General features: G+C 70.0%; 14 protein-coding genes. 4 read left to right on the plus strand and 10 right to left on the minus strand.

Annotated elements, in window-relative coordinates; translation table 11 throughout:
- Positions 1–130: 130 nt before the first annotated feature.
- Genes ACIRR8_RS31460 through ACIRR8_RS31475 form a run of 4 tightly spaced genes read right to left on the minus strand, consistent with a single transcriptional unit; the run spans position 131 to position 3,889 of the window.
- Complete coding sequence (locus ACIRR8_RS31460; protein WP_404071248.1) at positions 131–805, minus strand: response regulator; 675 nt, start codon at positions 803–805, stop codon at positions 131–133.
- A complete protein-coding gene (locus ACIRR8_RS31465) occupies positions 802–2,082 on the minus strand; it encodes a sensor histidine kinase (RefSeq protein ID WP_404071250.1) in 1,281 nt (426 codons plus the stop codon). Before ACIRR8_RS31465 ends, ACIRR8_RS31460 begins: the two co-directional genes overlap by 4 nt.
- Before the next feature lie 29 nt (positions 2,083–2,111).
- The gene (locus ACIRR8_RS31470) at positions 2,112–2,930 is read right to left on the minus strand and encodes an ABC transporter permease (RefSeq protein ID WP_404071252.1); all 819 of its coding nucleotides are present in this window, start codon (positions 2,928–2,930) and stop codon (positions 2,112–2,114) included.
- Positions 2,927–3,889 (minus strand): ABC transporter ATP-binding protein, encoded by a 963-nt coding sequence (locus tag ACIRR8_RS31475; RefSeq protein ID WP_404071254.1) that lies wholly within the window; start codon positions 3,887–3,889, stop codon positions 2,927–2,929. The genes ACIRR8_RS31470 and ACIRR8_RS31475 overlap by 4 nt, the downstream gene beginning before the upstream one ends.
- A 136-nt stretch (positions 3,890–4,025) precedes the next feature.
- Here ACIRR8_RS31475 and ACIRR8_RS31480 point away from each other — a divergent pair, with 136 nt between their 5' ends.
- Positions 4,026–4,577: a GNAT family N-acetyltransferase gene (locus ACIRR8_RS31480; protein ID WP_404071256.1), complete on the plus strand. Its 552-nt coding sequence runs from the start codon at positions 4,026–4,028 to the stop codon at positions 4,575–4,577.
- 9 nt (positions 4,578–4,586) lie between these two features.
- Here ACIRR8_RS31480 and ACIRR8_RS31485 read toward each other — a convergent pair whose 3' ends face one another.
- From ACIRR8_RS31485 to ACIRR8_RS31510, 6 genes are all read right to left on the minus strand, one after another.
- On the minus strand, positions 4,587–6,188 hold the full coding sequence (locus ACIRR8_RS31485; protein WP_404071258.1) for a type VI secretion protein: 1,602 nt from the start codon (positions 6,186–6,188) through the stop codon (positions 4,587–4,589).
- A 1-nt stretch (position 6,189) separates the two neighbouring features.
- The gene (locus ACIRR8_RS31490; protein WP_404071260.1) at positions 6,190–7,617 is read right to left on the minus strand and encodes an ATP-binding protein; all 1,428 of its coding nucleotides are present in this window, start codon (positions 7,615–7,617) and stop codon (positions 6,190–6,192) included.
- Positions 7,618–7,727: 110 nt separating this feature from the next.
- On the minus strand, positions 7,728–9,278 hold the full coding sequence (locus tag ACIRR8_RS31495; RefSeq protein WP_404071262.1) for an SCO6880 family protein: 1,551 nt from the start codon (positions 9,276–9,278) through the stop codon (positions 7,728–7,730).
- Positions 9,275–10,636 carry a hypothetical protein gene (locus tag ACIRR8_RS31500; protein ID WP_404071264.1) on the minus strand — a complete coding sequence of 454 codons (1,362 nt, stop codon included), beginning with the start codon at positions 10,634–10,636 and terminating at the stop codon, positions 9,275–9,277. Before ACIRR8_RS31500 ends, ACIRR8_RS31495 begins: the two co-directional genes overlap by 4 nt.
- Positions 10,626–11,498 (minus strand): hypothetical protein, encoded by an 873-nt coding sequence (locus ACIRR8_RS31505; RefSeq protein ID WP_404071265.1) that lies wholly within the window; start codon positions 11,496–11,498, stop codon positions 10,626–10,628. Before ACIRR8_RS31505 ends, ACIRR8_RS31500 begins: the two co-directional genes overlap by 11 nt.
- 181 nt (positions 11,499–11,679) lie before the next feature.
- Positions 11,680–11,988 (minus strand): hypothetical protein, encoded by a 309-nt coding sequence (locus tag ACIRR8_RS31510; protein ID WP_015610155.1) that lies wholly within the window; start codon positions 11,986–11,988, stop codon positions 11,680–11,682.
- A gap of 535 nt (positions 11,989–12,523) precedes the next feature.
- On the opposite strand from ACIRR8_RS31510, the gene ACIRR8_RS31515 reads away from it, so the two are divergent.
- From ACIRR8_RS31515 to ACIRR8_RS31525, 3 genes are all read left to right on the plus strand, one after another.
- Entirely contained in the window at positions 12,524–12,988 is a 465-nt protein-coding gene (locus tag ACIRR8_RS31515) for a hypothetical protein (protein WP_404071267.1), read from the plus strand.
- Positions 12,985–14,820, plus strand: coding sequence for an alpha/beta hydrolase (locus ACIRR8_RS31520; protein ID WP_404071269.1), 1,836 nt, complete (start codon positions 12,985–12,987; stop codon positions 14,818–14,820). The genes ACIRR8_RS31515 and ACIRR8_RS31520 overlap by 4 nt, the downstream gene beginning before the upstream one ends.
- 293 nt (positions 14,821–15,113) lie before the next feature.
- Complete coding sequence (locus tag ACIRR8_RS31525; protein WP_404071271.1) at positions 15,114–15,383, plus strand: hypothetical protein; 270 nt, start codon at positions 15,114–15,116, stop codon at positions 15,381–15,383.
- Positions 15,384–15,773 lie beyond the last annotated feature (390 nt).

The raw sequence follows: 15,773 nt of genomic DNA on the forward strand, positions 1-15,773 counted from the left end.
GCGCCGATGGTACTGCAGGGGGGACCCTGTGGGAGAGTAGGACGCCGCCGAACAATTATTGTGGGAAAGCCCCGTGCCTTATGGCACGGGGCTTTTCTGCGTTTTATGGTCGGTCCCTCCTGCTGCCGTACTACGAAGGCGTCACCAGGCGGGTGTCGTAGGCCAGGATGACCGCCTGGACGCGGTCCCGGCAGCCCGTTTTGGCGAGGATGCGGGTCAGGTGCGTCTTCACGGTGGACTCGGCGAGGTGGAGTCGGGTGGCTATCTCCGCGTTGGACCAGCCCTTGCCGATGACCGTGAGGATCTCCCGTTCCCGGCCTGTCAGCGCGGTGATGCGCGGGTCCGGCACGGTCGTCGGGGGGCGGCCGCCGGGCGCGTCCGGCAGGTGCTGGGCGTAGGCGTCCAGGAGGCGGCGGGTCAGGGACGGGGCGACCACGGCGTCGCCGGCGGCGACCGCGCGGATGCCCGAGAGGAGCTCCTCCGGCTGGGCGTCCTTGACCAGGAAGCCGCTGGCTCCGGCGCGGAGGCCGTCGTACGCGTACGCGTCGAGGTCGAAGGTCGTGACGATGAGGATGCGGGTCCGGGAGCCCGACCTGATGATGTGGCGGGTCGCCTCGATGCCGTCCAGGCCGGGCATGCGGATGTCCATCAGGGCGACGTCCGGCTGGTGCCGGGCGATCAGGTCGATGGCCTCGTTGCCGTTGCCCGCCTCGCCGACGACCGTCAGGTCGTCCTGGCTCTCCAGCAGCATCCGGAAGCCGAAGCGCTGCATCGGCTGGTCATCGGCGATGAGTACGGTCGTCACTGCGGTCGGTCCTCCAGAGGGAGGCGGAGGTGCACGCGCCATCCGCCGTGGTCCGGCAGAGGGCCGGCTTCGATCGTGCCGTTGTAGAGCGCCGCGCGTTCGCGCATGCCCATGATGCCTTGGCCGAGAGTGCGGGTGACGTCTCTGGGCGTGCCGGCACCCGAGTCCGTGATCGTGGCCTCGATGTGCGTGGGCGTGTGGGTGAGGGCCACCATTGCGGACAGGGGTGCGTCGGAGGGTGGGCCGGCGTGTTTGAGGGTGTTGGTCAAGGACTCCTGGATCACCCGGTAGACGGTGAGCTGGCGGCCCGGTGTGGGTTCGGTGTGCGGTTGGCCGGGGTCGTTGTGGAGGTCCAGGGTTACCGGGAGGCCCGCTCGGCGGACGTGGTCGATGAGCGGGAGCAGGTCGTCGAGGGCCGGCTGAGGGGCGCGGTCGGCGTCGGGGTGGTCCTCGCGCAGGACGCCCAGGAGGCGGCGGAGTTCGGAGAGGGCCTGCCGGCTGGTGGTGCCGATCGCCTCCAGGGCCTGGGCGGCACGTTCCGGGCTCTTGGCTGCCGCATAGGACCCGCCGTCCGCCAGGCCCGTGATGACCGAGAGGTTGTGGCCGATGATGTCGTGCATCTCCCGTGCTATCCGGGTGCGTTCGGCGGCCGCGGCGAGGCGGGCCTGCTGGTCGCGTTCGTGCTCCAGGCGGTGGGCGCGCTCGACGAGGGCCTCGGTGTATTCGCGGCGCGTCCGTACGGCGATACCCAGAAGGGCGACGAAGACCAACCCCCATACGTACGAGACGGCTTGCTGGCCCCAGATACCGGGGATGCCGACGGCGCCCGCGAGGAGCGGGGCGCAGAACACCAGCGCCGCGGTCCCGAGCGTACGGAGGGACCGGCGCAGGGCGATGTGGAAGACGGGGATCAGCTGGAAGAGGGCGGCCTGGACCACGGCACCCGTCCAGATGTTGACCAGGGACACCGGGGCCGACAGCAGGAGCACGGTCATCGGATGCGTGCGGCGCCACAGCAGCGGGAGCGAGAACCACAGGCTCATCAGCAGCACCAGCGGTTCGGGCGCGGTCACGTCCCGGGCCACGGTCCGCCAGCCGCCGGAGGTGTAGTCGAGGACGGCCGCCACGGCCCAGAACGCGGTCACCGCCACGTCCCAGACCCGCGGCCGGCGTCGGTCGAAGACGCGGAGCCGGTCCAGGGTGCTGCGGATGGTCCGGGTGAGCGGGGCCGCGGCCGTGCTGGTCCGGCCTCTCTCGCCGGAGGGGTCGTCCGTCACCTGCTTGTTCCTTCTCCTTTTCCCTGGTCTCACGCGTCCCGGCGGCACAGTGTCCAGCTCGCCGCTCCCAGAAAGGCCGCCACCCACAGGGAGAGGGCGAACAGGGCGGTGGCGGGGGTCGCCGCGCCCGGCAGCGGTGTGGCGGAGCCGAGTGCGCCGGCGGCCTGGGTCGGAAAGTACCGGACGGCCTGCTCGACGGTCTCGTACGGAAGCATCCCGAGGATCTCCGGAAGGAGCATGACTCCGCCGACGAACGCGCCGATCGCGCCGGGTACCGAGCGCAGGAGAGCGCCGAGGCCGAGCGCCAGAAGGCCCGTCAAGGTGATCCCCGCCGCCGTGCCCGCCACGGCGCGCAGGACTCCCGGGTCGGCGAGCGAGGCCGCCTGGTCGGTGTCGTGGAGGAAGAGCTGGGCCGCGACGAAGGTGATCAGGGCCGTCGTGAACATCAGCGAGAACGCGGTGGCCGTGAAGACCGTGGCCTTCGCCCACAGGACGGGGAGCCGGGCCGGTACGGCGGTGAGGGAGGAGCGGATCATGCCGGTCGCGTACTCGCCCGCGGTGACCAGGATGCCCAGGACCACCAGGCAGAGCTGGCCGAGCAGGCTGCCGTACAGGGTCAGGATGACCGTGTCGACGTCGGAGTCGCCGCCGCCGGTGGTGTACGTCCCTCCCATGATCAGGCCGATCCCGAGAATGAGCGCGGCCGCTGCCGTCAGCGTGATCCAAGTGGAGCGCAGCGAGCGGAGCTTGTGCCACTCGGAGCGGAGGACGCGGGCCTTGGTGATGCGGTACGGGGGTGCTTGCCGCGTCGGGTTGGTGGTGGTGGCGTGCGGTGTCGTCGTAGTCATGCCGCGGCTCCGGCGAGGTGGGCGGCCGTCGTGGTGGCCGGTGGCCGGGATCGGTGGTCGGCCGCGTCCTGGGTGAGATCCATGAAGGCCTGCTCCAACGAGACCGTCTGCGGTGTGAGTTCGTGGAGGGTGATTCCGTGCGCGGCGGCGACGGCGCCGACGTGGGCGGCCTCTGTGCCGTGGATGCGGAGTTCGTGCGGTGAGGCGTCGGCTCTGGTGACGGTGGCGATCTTCACCTCCGGTGCGGTCAGGTGCGCTGCCAGCTCAGCCGGTTGCGGGGTCACGACCTTGACCGAGGCCCCGCCCGCCTGGCGGACCAGCTCGTCGACCGTCGTGTCCGCGAGGAGGCGTCCCCGGCCGATGACGATCAAGTGGTCGGCGGTGAGGGCCATTTCGCTCATCAGGTGCGAGGAGACGAGGACCGTACGCCCTTCGGCGGCCAGCGACCTGAGCAGCGTGCGGATCCAGAGCACGCCTTCCGGGTCGAGGCCGTTGACCGGTTCGTCCAGGATGACGGTGGCCGGGTCGCCGAGGAGCGCGGAGGCGATGCCCAGGCGCTGCCTCATGCCGAGCGAGAAGCCCTTGACCCGGCGGTCGGCGGCTCCGGTGAGGCCGGCGAGCGCGATGACCTCGTCGACCCGGGCGCGCGGGATGCCGTGGGTGTGGGCGAGGGCGATGAGGTGGTTGCGGGCGGAGCGGCCCGGGTGGACGGAGCGGGCCTCCAGCAGGGCGCCGACCTGGGTGAGAGGCGCTCCGTGGGCGGCGTAGGCGCGGCCGCCGATCGTGGAGCGGCCGCGGGTCGGCGTATCGAGGCCGAGGAGCATGCGCATCGTGGTGGACTTCCCGGCGCCGTTGGGGCCGAGGAAGCCGGTGACCGTACCGGGGTGGACGGTGAAGTCGAGGTCGTGGACGACGGTTCGGTCGCCGTACCGCTTGGTGAGTCCGTATGCCCTGATCATGCGGTCGACGCTACGGAGTCGGCCTGGTGGTGGTCGTCAGACCGGGGGCTGGATGTGGGCGGCGGTGTGTAGTACCGGGGTACGACGCGGGTTTAGTCGGTTGAGCGGTGTGCGGGCGGCGGGTGAGGATCGGACCATGGACCATGTGATGCGTGCCGTACGGGCCGGGGAGTGGGCGCAGGCCAGGCGGTTGCGGCTGGAGGCGTTGCGGGATCCGGCGGCGCCGGTGGCGTTCCTGGACTCGTACGAGGCGGCGGTGGAGCGGCCGGACGGGTTCTGGCAGGACCGTACGGCCGCGGCCGCCGAGGGCCGGGACGTACGGCAGTTCGTCGCGGAGTCGGCGGAAGGGGAGTGGGTGGGCACGGTCACCGTGCTGGTCGAGCGTCCAGGGGACGACGTGCGCTTCGGTGAGGCCCCCGCGGTGGACCAGGGGCATCTGGTCGGGGTCTTCGTTCGGCCGGAGGTGCGGGGGAGCGGGGTGGCGGACGCGTTGTTCCGGGTGGCCGTGGACTGGTGCTGGTCGCTCTCCGCGCCCCGGCTGGAGCGGGTGCGGCTGTATGTGCACGAGGACAACCCTCGGGCCGCGGCGTTCTACCGGCGGTTCGGGTTCGTACCGTCGGGGCAGCGCATACCGGTGTCGGCCGAACGGCCTGAGTGGGAGCTGGAGTACGTGATGGAGCGGGCGTAGCCGGATTCCTCAGAGGGCGCCCGGTGCCGGGGCGTGCAGGTGCTGCTGCCAGCGGGCCCGGCCCTGCTCGCGGGAGCGGAGCAGGACGATCGCGGGCAGGCCCGTCTCCTGGCCGCTCGCCAGGAGTTCGGGGAGCTGCGGGAGCGGTGCGACGGCGGCCACGTCGTCCAGGACCAGCGTCATTGGTGGGTCGAGCCGACCGTCGGATGACCGTGCGGCCATGCGGCGGCCGTGCTCGACCACGTGTGAGGTGAGCGCGGTGAGGAGGGGCATCGCGCCGGGGCGGGTGCGGGGATCTTCGATGGGTTCACCGACCACATAGAGCGTTCCCCCCTCGCGGGCAAAGGAATCCAGTGCGGCCGCATCCGATCGGTTGGCCGTGCAGGCCTCACGGATGTGCACCGAGGAGAGAGCCGAGAAGGCCCGTACGGTCAACTCCTGGGCGACGTCGCGTCGTTCCGGGTACGCCGTGAGCGCGGACTCCAGCAGCCCGGCGAGGCCGGATGCGGCCTTGGGATGTGTACGGAGGAGGCGTACGGGTTCGTGGGCCGCGGCGCCCGAGGCCCAGCGGGCGACCTGGCGGAACGGGCGGCCGTCCACCGCCGCGGCGTGCAGCCAGCACCGGAGCAGCGTCTGCGCGGTGTCGGCCACCGCCGCGTCGATGCTGGCCTGCGGGCGGACCGGGGCGAGGAGGGCGGCGGCGCGTACGGCGGCGGTGCCGGGATCCTCGCAGCCGGCGGTGGGCGGCCAGTGGAGGCGGGCCGGGGTGTCGCAGAGGTGGCCCGGGTCGTAGACGAGGACCGGACCGAGCTTGGCCCGGGCGTCCTTCGTCTCGGCCCAGACCGTGGGGTCCGAGGTGACGACGAGCGCCGGGCCCTCGGCGTCCTGGATGGCCTGGACGACGGTGGGGCGGCGGTCGGGGGCTGGGGCGTAGACGAGGAGGGGGGTGCGGGGGGAGGGGAGCGTGAGGGAGGCCGGTGGGGGTGGCTGGGGTGGAGCCTCGGGGGTTGTCCGGCGTGTTTCCTGTTCTGCCGGGTGCGATGGTGGTTGTGGCCGAGGTGAGGTCGCGGGGGACTTGGTGAGCGGGAGCGACGAGGGGTGCGGAGGCGGGGCCTCGTGGACATCCTGGGGCTGGTGAGACACGTGGGGGTTTTCGGGCTCGTGGGGTGTTCCGTACGAGCCGTGCAGACGTTCTTCGCGGCGCCGTTCCCGTACGACTCGCCACCGGGCCACGGACCCGAGGGCGAACACCGTCAGGACGACCAGCACCATCAGCTCGCCGATGAACAGGCCCCAGAACAGGCCGTAGCCGGAGAGCTGGGACGGGGGTGTGTGGGGCCAGGCGGCCGTGAGGTCCTGAGGGGCCGTGACCAGTTCGCGCAGAGCGATGGGGGTTCGAATGAAGGTGACGCCGTCCGGCCAGGAGCCGTGCGTGAGGAGGCCGGCGAGGCCGGTGGCAGTCCAGGCGAGCAGGGTCGCCGCGAGGAAGAGACCGAGCAGTCCGACCAGCAGGCCGTCGGGGATGCCGCCGCTGTGGGCATCCTCGTGGCGGCGGTGCCTCTCCGGCCGGCCTCTTTCCGGTACGGGGCCGCGTGGTGGCCGGCGTGCCATGTCAGGCCACCGTGGAGCGGGACGAGTCGTCGAGCCGCTGCTGGTTCTCGATCCGGGCCGCTCGCTGCTCCGCCTCCAGCTCCGCGGCGCGGATGTCCTCGGGGAGCAGGTCGTTCGCGTCCGGGGCCGATCCCTCGGTCATGGCGCGGTCGGTGAAGACGAGGGGCCGTTCGGCCTCGGTGATCAGGTGTTTGACGACCTGGACGTTGCCGTTGACGTCCCAGACCGCGATGCCCGGCGTGAGTGTCGGGATGATCTCGACGGCCCACCGGGGCAGGCCGATGACCCGGCCGGTGGCGCGCGCCTCGTCGGTCTTCTGCGCGTAGATCGTACGGGTGGAGGCCATTTTGAGGATGGCCGCCGCTTCCTTCGCCGCCGCTCCGTCTACCACGTCGCTGAGGTGGTGGACGACGGCGACGAAGGAGAGGCCGAGCCGGCGGCCGAACTTCAGCAGGCGCTGGAAGAGCTGCGCGACGAAAGGCGAGTTGATGATGTGCCAGGCCTCTTCGACCAGGAAGATGCGCTTCTTGCGGTCGGGCCGGATCCAGGTGTGTTCCAGCCAGACGCCGACGATGGCCATCAGGATCGGCATCGCGATCGAGTTGCGGTCGATGTGCGAGAGGTCGAAGACGATGAGCGGCGCGTCGAGGTCGATGCCGACGGTGGTGGGGCCGTCGAACATGCCGCGCAGGTCACCGTCGACGAGCCGGTCCAGGACGAGGGCGACGTCCAGGCCCCAGGCCCGTACATCGTCTATGTCGACGTTCATCGCCTCGGCCGACTCGGGCTTCGGGTGGCGGAGCTGCTCCACGATGTCCATGAGGACCGGCTGGCGTTCGGTGATGGTCGCGGTGACGTAGGCGTGGGCGACCTTCAGCGCGAAGCCGGAGCGCTCGTCGAGCCCGTGGCCCATGGCGACTTCGATGATCGTACGGAGGAGGGCGAGCTGGCCGGTGGTGGTGATGGACGGGTCGAGCGGGTTGAGGCGGATGCCGCCGTTGAGCGCTGCGGTCGGGTCCAGGCGGATGGGGGTTATGCCCAGCTCCTGGGCGATGAGGTTCCACTCGCCGACGCCGTCCTCGCCCTGGGCGTCCAGGACGACGACCTGGCGGTCGCGGAAGCGGAGCTGGCGCAGGACGTAGGTCTTCTCCAGCGCCGACTTGCCGTTGCCGGACTCCCCGAGGACGAGCCAGTGGGGGGCGGGGAGCTGCTGGCCGTACAGCTGGAAGGGGTCGTAGATGTAGCCCTTGCCGCTGTAGACCTCGCGGCCGATGATCACGCCGGAGTCGCCGAGGCCGGGGGCGGCGGTGGGCAGGTAGACGGCCTGGGCCTGGCCCGTCGACGTACGGACGGGGAGGCGGGTCGTCTCCACCTTGCCGAAGAGGAAGGAGGTGAAGGCATCCGACACTGCGGACAGGGGGTCTCGCATGGCGTGGGTGCCCTCTCGTGTCGCGGGTGGTGTTGATCTTGGTGGCGGTGGCGGTGGCGGTGGCGGTGGCGGTGGCGGTGGCGGTGGCGGTGCCAGTGTCAGTGTCAGTGTCAGCGGCGGATGCCGGTGGCGAACGGGAGCGTGTTCACGAAGGCGCGGTGGTGTTCGCGGTCGCACCACTCCAGCTTGAGATACGACTTGCCGGCGGAGGCGCGGATCGTGCGCTTGTCGCGGGCGAGGGCCTCGGGGGAGCGGGACGACACCGTGATGTACCCCACCAGGTTGACTCCGGCCGCGCCGCTGGCGAGATCTTCACCCCGCTGGTCGAGCCGGCCGTGGGCGGCGATGTCGCGGGGGTCGACCGTACGGTTCATCTTGGCCTGGCGGCTGGCCTCGGCGTCGTCGTTGGTCTTCTCGGTCAGCATGCGCTCGATGGCGACCTCGGTGGGTTCGAGGTCCATGCAGACGGCGACCGTACGGATGACGTCGGGCGTGTGGACGAGGAGCGGGGCGAGGAAGTTGACGCCGACGGGGGTCATCGGCCACTCCTTCACCCAGGCGGTGGCGTGGCACCAGGGGGCGCGGGTGGTGGACTCGCGGGTCTTGGCCTGGAGGAACGTCGGCTCCACCGCGTCGAGTTCGGCGGGCCAGGCGTTGCGCTTGGTCATGGCCTGGATGTGGTCGATGGGGTGGTCGGGGTCGTACATCGAGTGGACGAGGGAGGCGACGCGGCTCTGGCCGAGCGGCTGGCGGACCCGGATGTCGGCCTCGGCGAGGCGGGCGCAGATGTCGGTGAGCTCGCGGGCCATGACGATGGCGAGGCCGGAGTCGCGGTCGAGCTTGCGGCCGCCGTGGGGGCGGGCGGCGCGGGCGATGGCGTTGGCCTCGGCGGCGAGCTCGCGGCTGTAGTGCATGCAGGCGACGAGGTAGGCGCGGTGCTGCTCGCTGGAGGTGGAGACCATGGACTGGAGTTGGTCGTAGGAGTCCTGGAGCCAGCCGGGGGACGCCTTGTCGCCGCGCTGGGAAACGTCCTTGGCGTGGGCGTCGGGGTCGGCGGGGAGGGTGCGGGCGAGCATCTGGAGGCGGGTGACGAAGCCGTCGCCGTTGGCCACGTGCTTGAGGAGGGTGCCGAAGCGGTCGACCAGGGCCTCTTGGTCCTCGCTGTCGCGGAGGCCGACGCCGGGGCCCTCGATCTCGATGGCGGCGGTGACGGTGCGGCGGTCGGCGTGGAGGAGTACGGCGATCTCGTCGGGGCCGAAGGGGGCGGCGAGCCAGCTGATGCGGCCGATGCCGGGCGGCGGGCCGATCTCGACCTCACGGCCGTCCACGCTGACGCCGGCTTCCATGGCGCCGGAGCGGTAGGCGGTGCCGCGGCGCAGGGAGCGCTTGAAGCTGCGGTTGATCTCGAACCACTTGTAGAAGGTGCGGCCCTTGTACGGGACGTACACGACGGCGAGGGCCAGCATCGGGAAGCCGACGAGGCAGACGATGCGGAGGGAGAGGACGGGGACGAGGAGTCCGCTCATCATGCCGAGGAACGCGCCGACGATGATCAGCGCGATCTCGCCGGACTCGCGGTTCTTGCCGACGATCGCGTTCGGCCGGGCGCGGCCGATGAGATACGTACGGCGGGGCGTCATCGTGTGGGACTGAGTCGTCAACGCCCTCCACCTCCTGTGCTCGAGTTACCTGTGCTGCCGGAGCCGCTTCCCCTGAAGGGGCGGCTGCTGTGGGGGGTGCCGGAGGTGGGGCCGGAGCCGCCGCTGCGGGGCGAGGGTGCGGCGGAGGGGACGGATCCGCCTCCGCCGGAGGTGCGGGAGCTGTGTGCGGCGACGCCGCCGCTGACCGGGTTGGAGGGGCGGGCGCCGCCTCCGCCACCTCCACCGCCTTGGTCGGTGCGGCCGCTGTGGGTCTTGATGCCCTGCGAGACGAGGGCGGCCGGGGAGCTGATGAGGGCGGCGGCCTGGGCTCCGTCGGTGGCCTGCTTGCGGTTGGTGCGGGCGCCCTGGATCTCGTCGCCGAAGCCGGGGACGAAGCGGTAGATCATGGCGGAGGCGAAGATGGCCAGCAGGATGATGGCGAGGCCGGAGACGACGGCGGAGAAGGCGTCCGGGCCATCACCCCCGGAGAGCGCTCCGGCGAGGCCGAGGACGATGACGATGACCGGCTTGACCATGATCACCGCGATCATGATGCCGGCCCAGCGGCGGACGTGGCCCCACATGTTCTTGTCGACGAGGCCGGCGTAGACGACGATGCCGAGGAGCGCGCCGACGTAGAGCAGGGCGGCGCGGATGACGAGCTCCAGCCACAGGACGCCGGCAGCGACGATCGAGACGAGCGAGACGACGATCAGCATGATCGGTCCGCCACCGATGTCGGTGCCCTTCTTGAGCGCCTCGGCGAACGACCCGAAGAACACGTCGGTCTGGCTTCCGGTGGCGGAGGCGATGACCTCGGTGACGCCGTCGGTGGCGGAGACGATCGTGTAGAGGATCAGCGGCGTGAAGGCGGAGGCGAGGACGGTGAGCCAGAGGAAGCCGACGGCCTCGGAGATCGCTGTGGCGAACGGGACGCCGCGGATGGCGCGCTTGGCGACGGCGAGGAGCCAGAGGACGAGGGTGAGGAAGGTGGAGGCCGCGAAGATGACGGCGTACTGCTGGCGGAAGGCGGGGTTGGTGAAGTCGACGTTCGCCGTGGACCCGACGGCCTCGCTGAGCTTGCCGACGATGTAGGCGGCGGCGTCGGCGCAGCCCTGGGCCAGGGAGGTGAGGGGGTCGGCGGGGTTGTCGATGTCGGTCGGAGCGCGTGAGCCACTGCGGGCGTTCTCGCCGTCCTCGCAGTAGTCCCGGGCGAGTCCGACGATGAGGTCGCAGGGGTTGTCGCTCGCGCTGGGGGAGGGCGTCGGCGTCGGCGTGGGATCCGCGGCGGCACCCGGAGCCATGACGATCAGCGCGGCGGGCGCGAGACCCGCGGCGCCGACCAGCGAGGAGAGGCGGAATCGGCGGCTATCGGGCATAGGTGAAGCCTCCGTACGCATCGACCGCTGCGGCCATCTCGTCGGCTGTGGAAGCACGGTTGTCACCGTTGACCGGTGTCGGACCCTCCGTCTGGCTCGACGACGAGATCTTCCAGTCGCCACCCACCCACGTGAGCTTCTGCGAGATGGTGAACCAGGTCTCGGTGACCGGCTTGGTGGAGCCCTGCCCGGCCAGCCCCACGAGACCGGTGCACCAGACCTCCACGCTGGCCGTATCAGTCTCCATTTCGACGACCTTCGTACCGACCGGGACGGTCCGTGAGACGAAGGTCAGCCCGGTGGGTGTGCTGCCGTCGTCGTTGAGACCGACGTTCTTGTAGAACGCGGGGGAGTAGGCGGCGTCCAGGTCGTCCTGGAGTTTCTGGGCCACCGCTGGATCATGGGTCGCTTGAATGATGCCGTTGCGGGACTCAGCGTTGAACATCTCGGCCGACCCCAGCGCGACCGAGTAGTTCGCCGCCGCGCTCTGCGCCCCCTGCTCGTCCTGCGCGAAGCCGGAGGCGATCGTTCCGTTCTTGCCCTGGACCGGCTTGGTGCCGGTGGCGGCGGTCGGGGCCGAGCCCGCGGCCCCGGAGCTCCTCGCGCCCGGGGCGGCGTTGTCGTCGTCACCCGTGCCACCGCGGTTGGCGAACGCGATGGCGGCGATGAGGAGGACCACTACGCCGGTGATCGTGACGATGGATCGCGAGTTCCGGACGGGCCGGCGGGGGTGCGGGTGGTCCGCGTCGCCGTCCGGGAGGCGCGTACGGGTCTGGCGGGTGCCGCCGAGGGTGCTGTACGGGTCGTCCGCGCGCCCGCCCTGATCCATGCCGCGGTAGTCGTGGTCGTCGCCGGGACTCATGCCGCGTTCGCTCCCTCGGTCGTGTGCGATTCCGCGCAGGACGACGGTAGCTGTGCTGGTTGCCGCGTGAGCGCGGTGGAGTGACTCGACATCAAGGAGACGCAACCTCAGCCGGTGGGCACGACGGACGGATGGTGGGGAGCGGGCGGGGACGGCCCGGTGCGGGCTGGCCGACGGTGGGTCAGACAGCCATTCCGTACACGATGGTGAAGAGCGTGCCGAGCGAGCCGATGATGAAGACTCCGGTCAGGCCCGCCACGATCAGGCCCTTGCCCTGTTCCGCACTGAACGTGTCACGTAGCGCCGTCGCTCCGATGCGCTGCTTCGCCGCGCCCCAGATCGCGATGCCGAGGCAGAGCAGGATGGCGATCGCCATCACCACCTCGATCATGATGCGTGCCTCGTTGCCCAGCGTGCCGAACGGCCCCCAGTTGGGGGCGATTCCGCCGATGATGGTGGTGATGTCGCCCTTCTCTGCTGCCAGGATCATGTAAGTCACCGCCCCTGTTGGGTAGTTAGCGTTCCGTGCCCGTACGGCACGGGTTGCCTTCTATCTTCGCTGATGAAACCGCCTTCGTACGACGCCTTCCCGGTCTCTTTACCCGGATCTCGCACGTTCGACCGAAACAGCCGCCCTGACCTGCGGCTCGTCCCGGTATTCACACACATACGCCTGGTTACTCTGTGTATCACGCGGTGTGACCGCGAGCAACGACGGTGGCCATGGGTTCCTGGTGCGGTTGCAGCGTTCGTGGGGCACGACGTGTTCGTATGCGCCGTTCGAGAGCTGCCGGTGCGCCGGTGAGCCGGGGCGATGCGCCGTCAGGAAGGGCGGGCGGAGTAGGAGATGGAGGGCCTGTGTCCATCGTCCGGGTGAATCCCGTCTCCGGCCGGTGCGGCGAGGAACCCGGTGATCGCGGGCGTCCGCCTCCGGACGTGCGCCTTGGCCGTGCAGGTTGACGGCGCGTCGGCCAAGCCGTGTTTGGCACAGTGCCGCTCCACGATCGAGGAACGGGGTGAGCGGTGTGAGCGGAGTGGGTGTGCTGGCGCAGCCGGGCGGCGACCGGCCGTGGTGGTGGGCCGAGCCGCGCGGTGAGGAGGGTGGCGGTGGGGGCGACCTCAACCACAGTGATGGGCCGTGGCTGCGTGCGGCCGGTGGGGCGGAGGGGCTGGTCGCGCACCTCGGTCCGGTGAAGGCCGAGTTGGGACGTGCGCACCAGGGGCTGGCGGCGGGAGCCGGTGAGCTGTCTGCGCTCGCCGAGCTGGGTGCCGTACGGGCTTCGTGGGAGCGGCGGATCGAAACCGCCCGTGACGAGTGCCGGAGCCTGACGGGGAAGCTGCGGGCGGTTGCCGCCACGCAGTCCGAGGTGAACGGGGCGGTGAAGGGCTTCTTCGATGGGGTGAGGGTGGTTGGTGTTGGGGCCGGAGCGGGTGGTGGTGGGGCTGGGTCCGGCTTCGGTGCGGGCTCGGGTGCGGGTGAGGTGCGGTGAGTGGGACTGGTGGGCCGGGTGGGCTGGCGGCGCTGGGGGCGACGCTGACGTGGGCGAAGTTACGTGAGGTGAGGTGCGCCGAACTGGAGGAGGCCGCCGACGGGTGGGGCCGGGCCAGCAACCGTGCCGACGCCGCCCGGGACCGTATCGACACCCAGCTCGTCAACGACCTGCGCCGGACGCAGAAGGGCGAGGCGGCGCAGGCGGCGGTCAGGCGGTTGCGCCGGCTGTCGAAGAACTTCCAGTACGTCTATACGGAGTGCGGGCTGTTAAGGACCACACTGAACAGCCTGGCCCACGAGCTGAAGGCCCAGCAGCGCGTGCTCCAAGGGGCGCTCGACGATGCAGCGGCCCTGAAGTTCACGGTCCATCCGGACGGTTCGGTGACGTACCCGGCGGCGGGTGAGGGCCTGGTCGACGGGAAACCGCTGGCGGGCGGCCGGGCCTCCGGCGTTCCGAACCCCGGGATGGCGAGCCCCTCCGGACTCGTCGCACCCAACCCGAACGCCGCGAAGGCTCAGGACATCGCGGACCGGGTCGCCCGGGCGGTGCGGACGGCGGCCGACGTGGACTGGCGGTACGCGAAGATCCTGCGGGCGTTGAAGGCGGAGGACGGCCTTGGAGTGCCGGCGGCGACGTGGACGGATGCGGCGGGCGACGCGGCGGCGGTGCGGCAGGCGGCGAGCGGGTACCTCAGGCAGGAGATCCCGCACGATGCGTCTCCGGCCGAGCGGAAGGCGTGGTGGGAGGGGCTGACGGACGAACAGCGCGAGGAGTACCTCGCGGTGTACCCGGACCAGATCGGCAACCTGGACGGGATCCCGGCCCTGGTCCGCGACGCGGCGAACCGGGACAACCTCCAGCTGCTGATGGGGAAGCTGGCGGGGCAGGACGACGAGGATGCGGCGACGAAGCTGGCGGCGCTGGGGGAGATCGACCGGCAGTTGGAGGCGGTGCCGAGGCCGGGGGAGCCGCCGATGTATTTGCTCGGTATCGGGGATCAGGGGAACGGGCGGGCGATTGTCTCGTACGGGAATCCGGATACGTCGCGGAATGTTGCGGCGTATGTACCCGGTCTCAATACTTCCCTGGATGAAGAATTTGCAAAGGGTGATCTTGGGCGGGCGCGCGATCTGGCCATCGCCTCAAACCGGCATGGGGGATCCACTGCTGCTATCACCTGGCTTGGATATGACGCACCGCAGTCGCCGGACGGCTGGGGAACCTTTGCCGTTGCTGGCGATGGTAGGGCTGAGGATGGTGGGCGTTCCTTCAGTTCATTCATGGGCGGCCTCGCAGCAACCAGTGAGCATGCAGATTCGCACATGACAGCTATTGGGCACTCCTACGGTTCCCGAACCGTAGGGGCAGCGGCCCAGCAAGGGAGCGGAATTCCCGGCGTCGATGACATTGTGTTCGTAGGAAGTCCGGGGGTAGGTGTCGACAGTGCAGACGATCTCGGGGTAGGCAGGGACCACGTCTTTGTCGGAGCGGCTTCGAACGACATTGTGACCAAACTCCCCTCGAAGGAACAGTTCGCTGTCGGCGCGGCTGAAATGCTGGCTGGTGGGCCAGCCGCTGCATATTTCTTTGGAGGCCTGGCCGATCCGGGAGGCGACGACGTCTGGTTCGGTAGGGATCCGTCGAGTGAATCCTTCGGGGCGAGGCGGTTTGAGGTGGGGGACGGTCCACCTCTGGTTGGACCGAGTGGACTTTCGATTGACGCACATTCTGGATACTTTGATCCGGCGCTTGATATGACGTCGGTCGAGAATATGGCATTGATCGTCTCAGGATATTCCCACAAGATCAAAACGGAAGGTTCGCGTTGAGATTTAGGGTGCGAGAGGTGTTAATTGCCCTTCTCGTGGGGTCTTTACTGGTGGGGTGTGTGAAGATGAGGGATGAGGGAATGGACATGCAAGGTGCTGCAGAACGAGCGGACGGAATCCTCGACGAGGTTCTTGTAGAGATCGAACCAAATGTGGGCTGGGTGCACGGGCCGACGACGACGGGGAACTGCACGGTGACCCGCAGGAGGACAGTTATGACGGTCGTTTCGGCTCAGAGGAGGGGAAGCCTCCTGGGAGTGGTGGATCGGTTTTGGCGGAAGAGCGGATACCGCATGACTGCCATCAACAACGATGTGGACGTTCCCGCGATTTACGCGCGGACTGAGGACGGGTTCCAAGTCGGCCTGATCGTTGCCGACAAGGGGCAGGTGCACTTCGACGTAATCAGCCCCTGTGTCCGCTACTCCGAGGTGGCCGACTCCGTCAGCCAGGCCACCGCGCCGCTCGACCCGGAGGCGGAGTTCATCCCCCGCCCCAACATCCACTCCGACTTCTGGTCGGCCGAGGCGTCGGAGGCCGGGGTGGCGTCCGGCGGTGAGTAGGGCGCGGTATCTCAGCTTTGCCACTGGGTAGCGGCTTTGAGTCCCCCTCGGGGCCGCGACCCCATGTCATGCCCCTGCCGGTGTCGGGTCGGGCTGTCGGGCCATGTCCCGGTCACTGCAGGCGGTCCCGATCCTTGTTCTGCTGGTGCGGGTCCGCGAGTCGGCGGTGGGTTCGGCTCGGGGGCGGTGGGTGAGCGGGGCGGTGGGGGCTCGGTCCTGGGCGGGATACCGTCACGCGCGTTGCTCCTGAGCCGTTACCGCCCCCCTGTGCTCCGGGTGCGCCGGTGGTGTGCCGCGGATGACTCGTACACACCGTCGAAAAGAGCCCTGAACCGTCGCGCGATGGGGGATGGTTGAGGGGTGCGGAAATTCTGGGTCTTCGGTGGCATC

This window comes from Streptomyces sp. NPDC101178, from assembly GCF_044767965.1.
GTDB lineage: Bacteria > Actinomycetota > Actinomycetes > Streptomycetales > Streptomycetaceae > Streptomyces.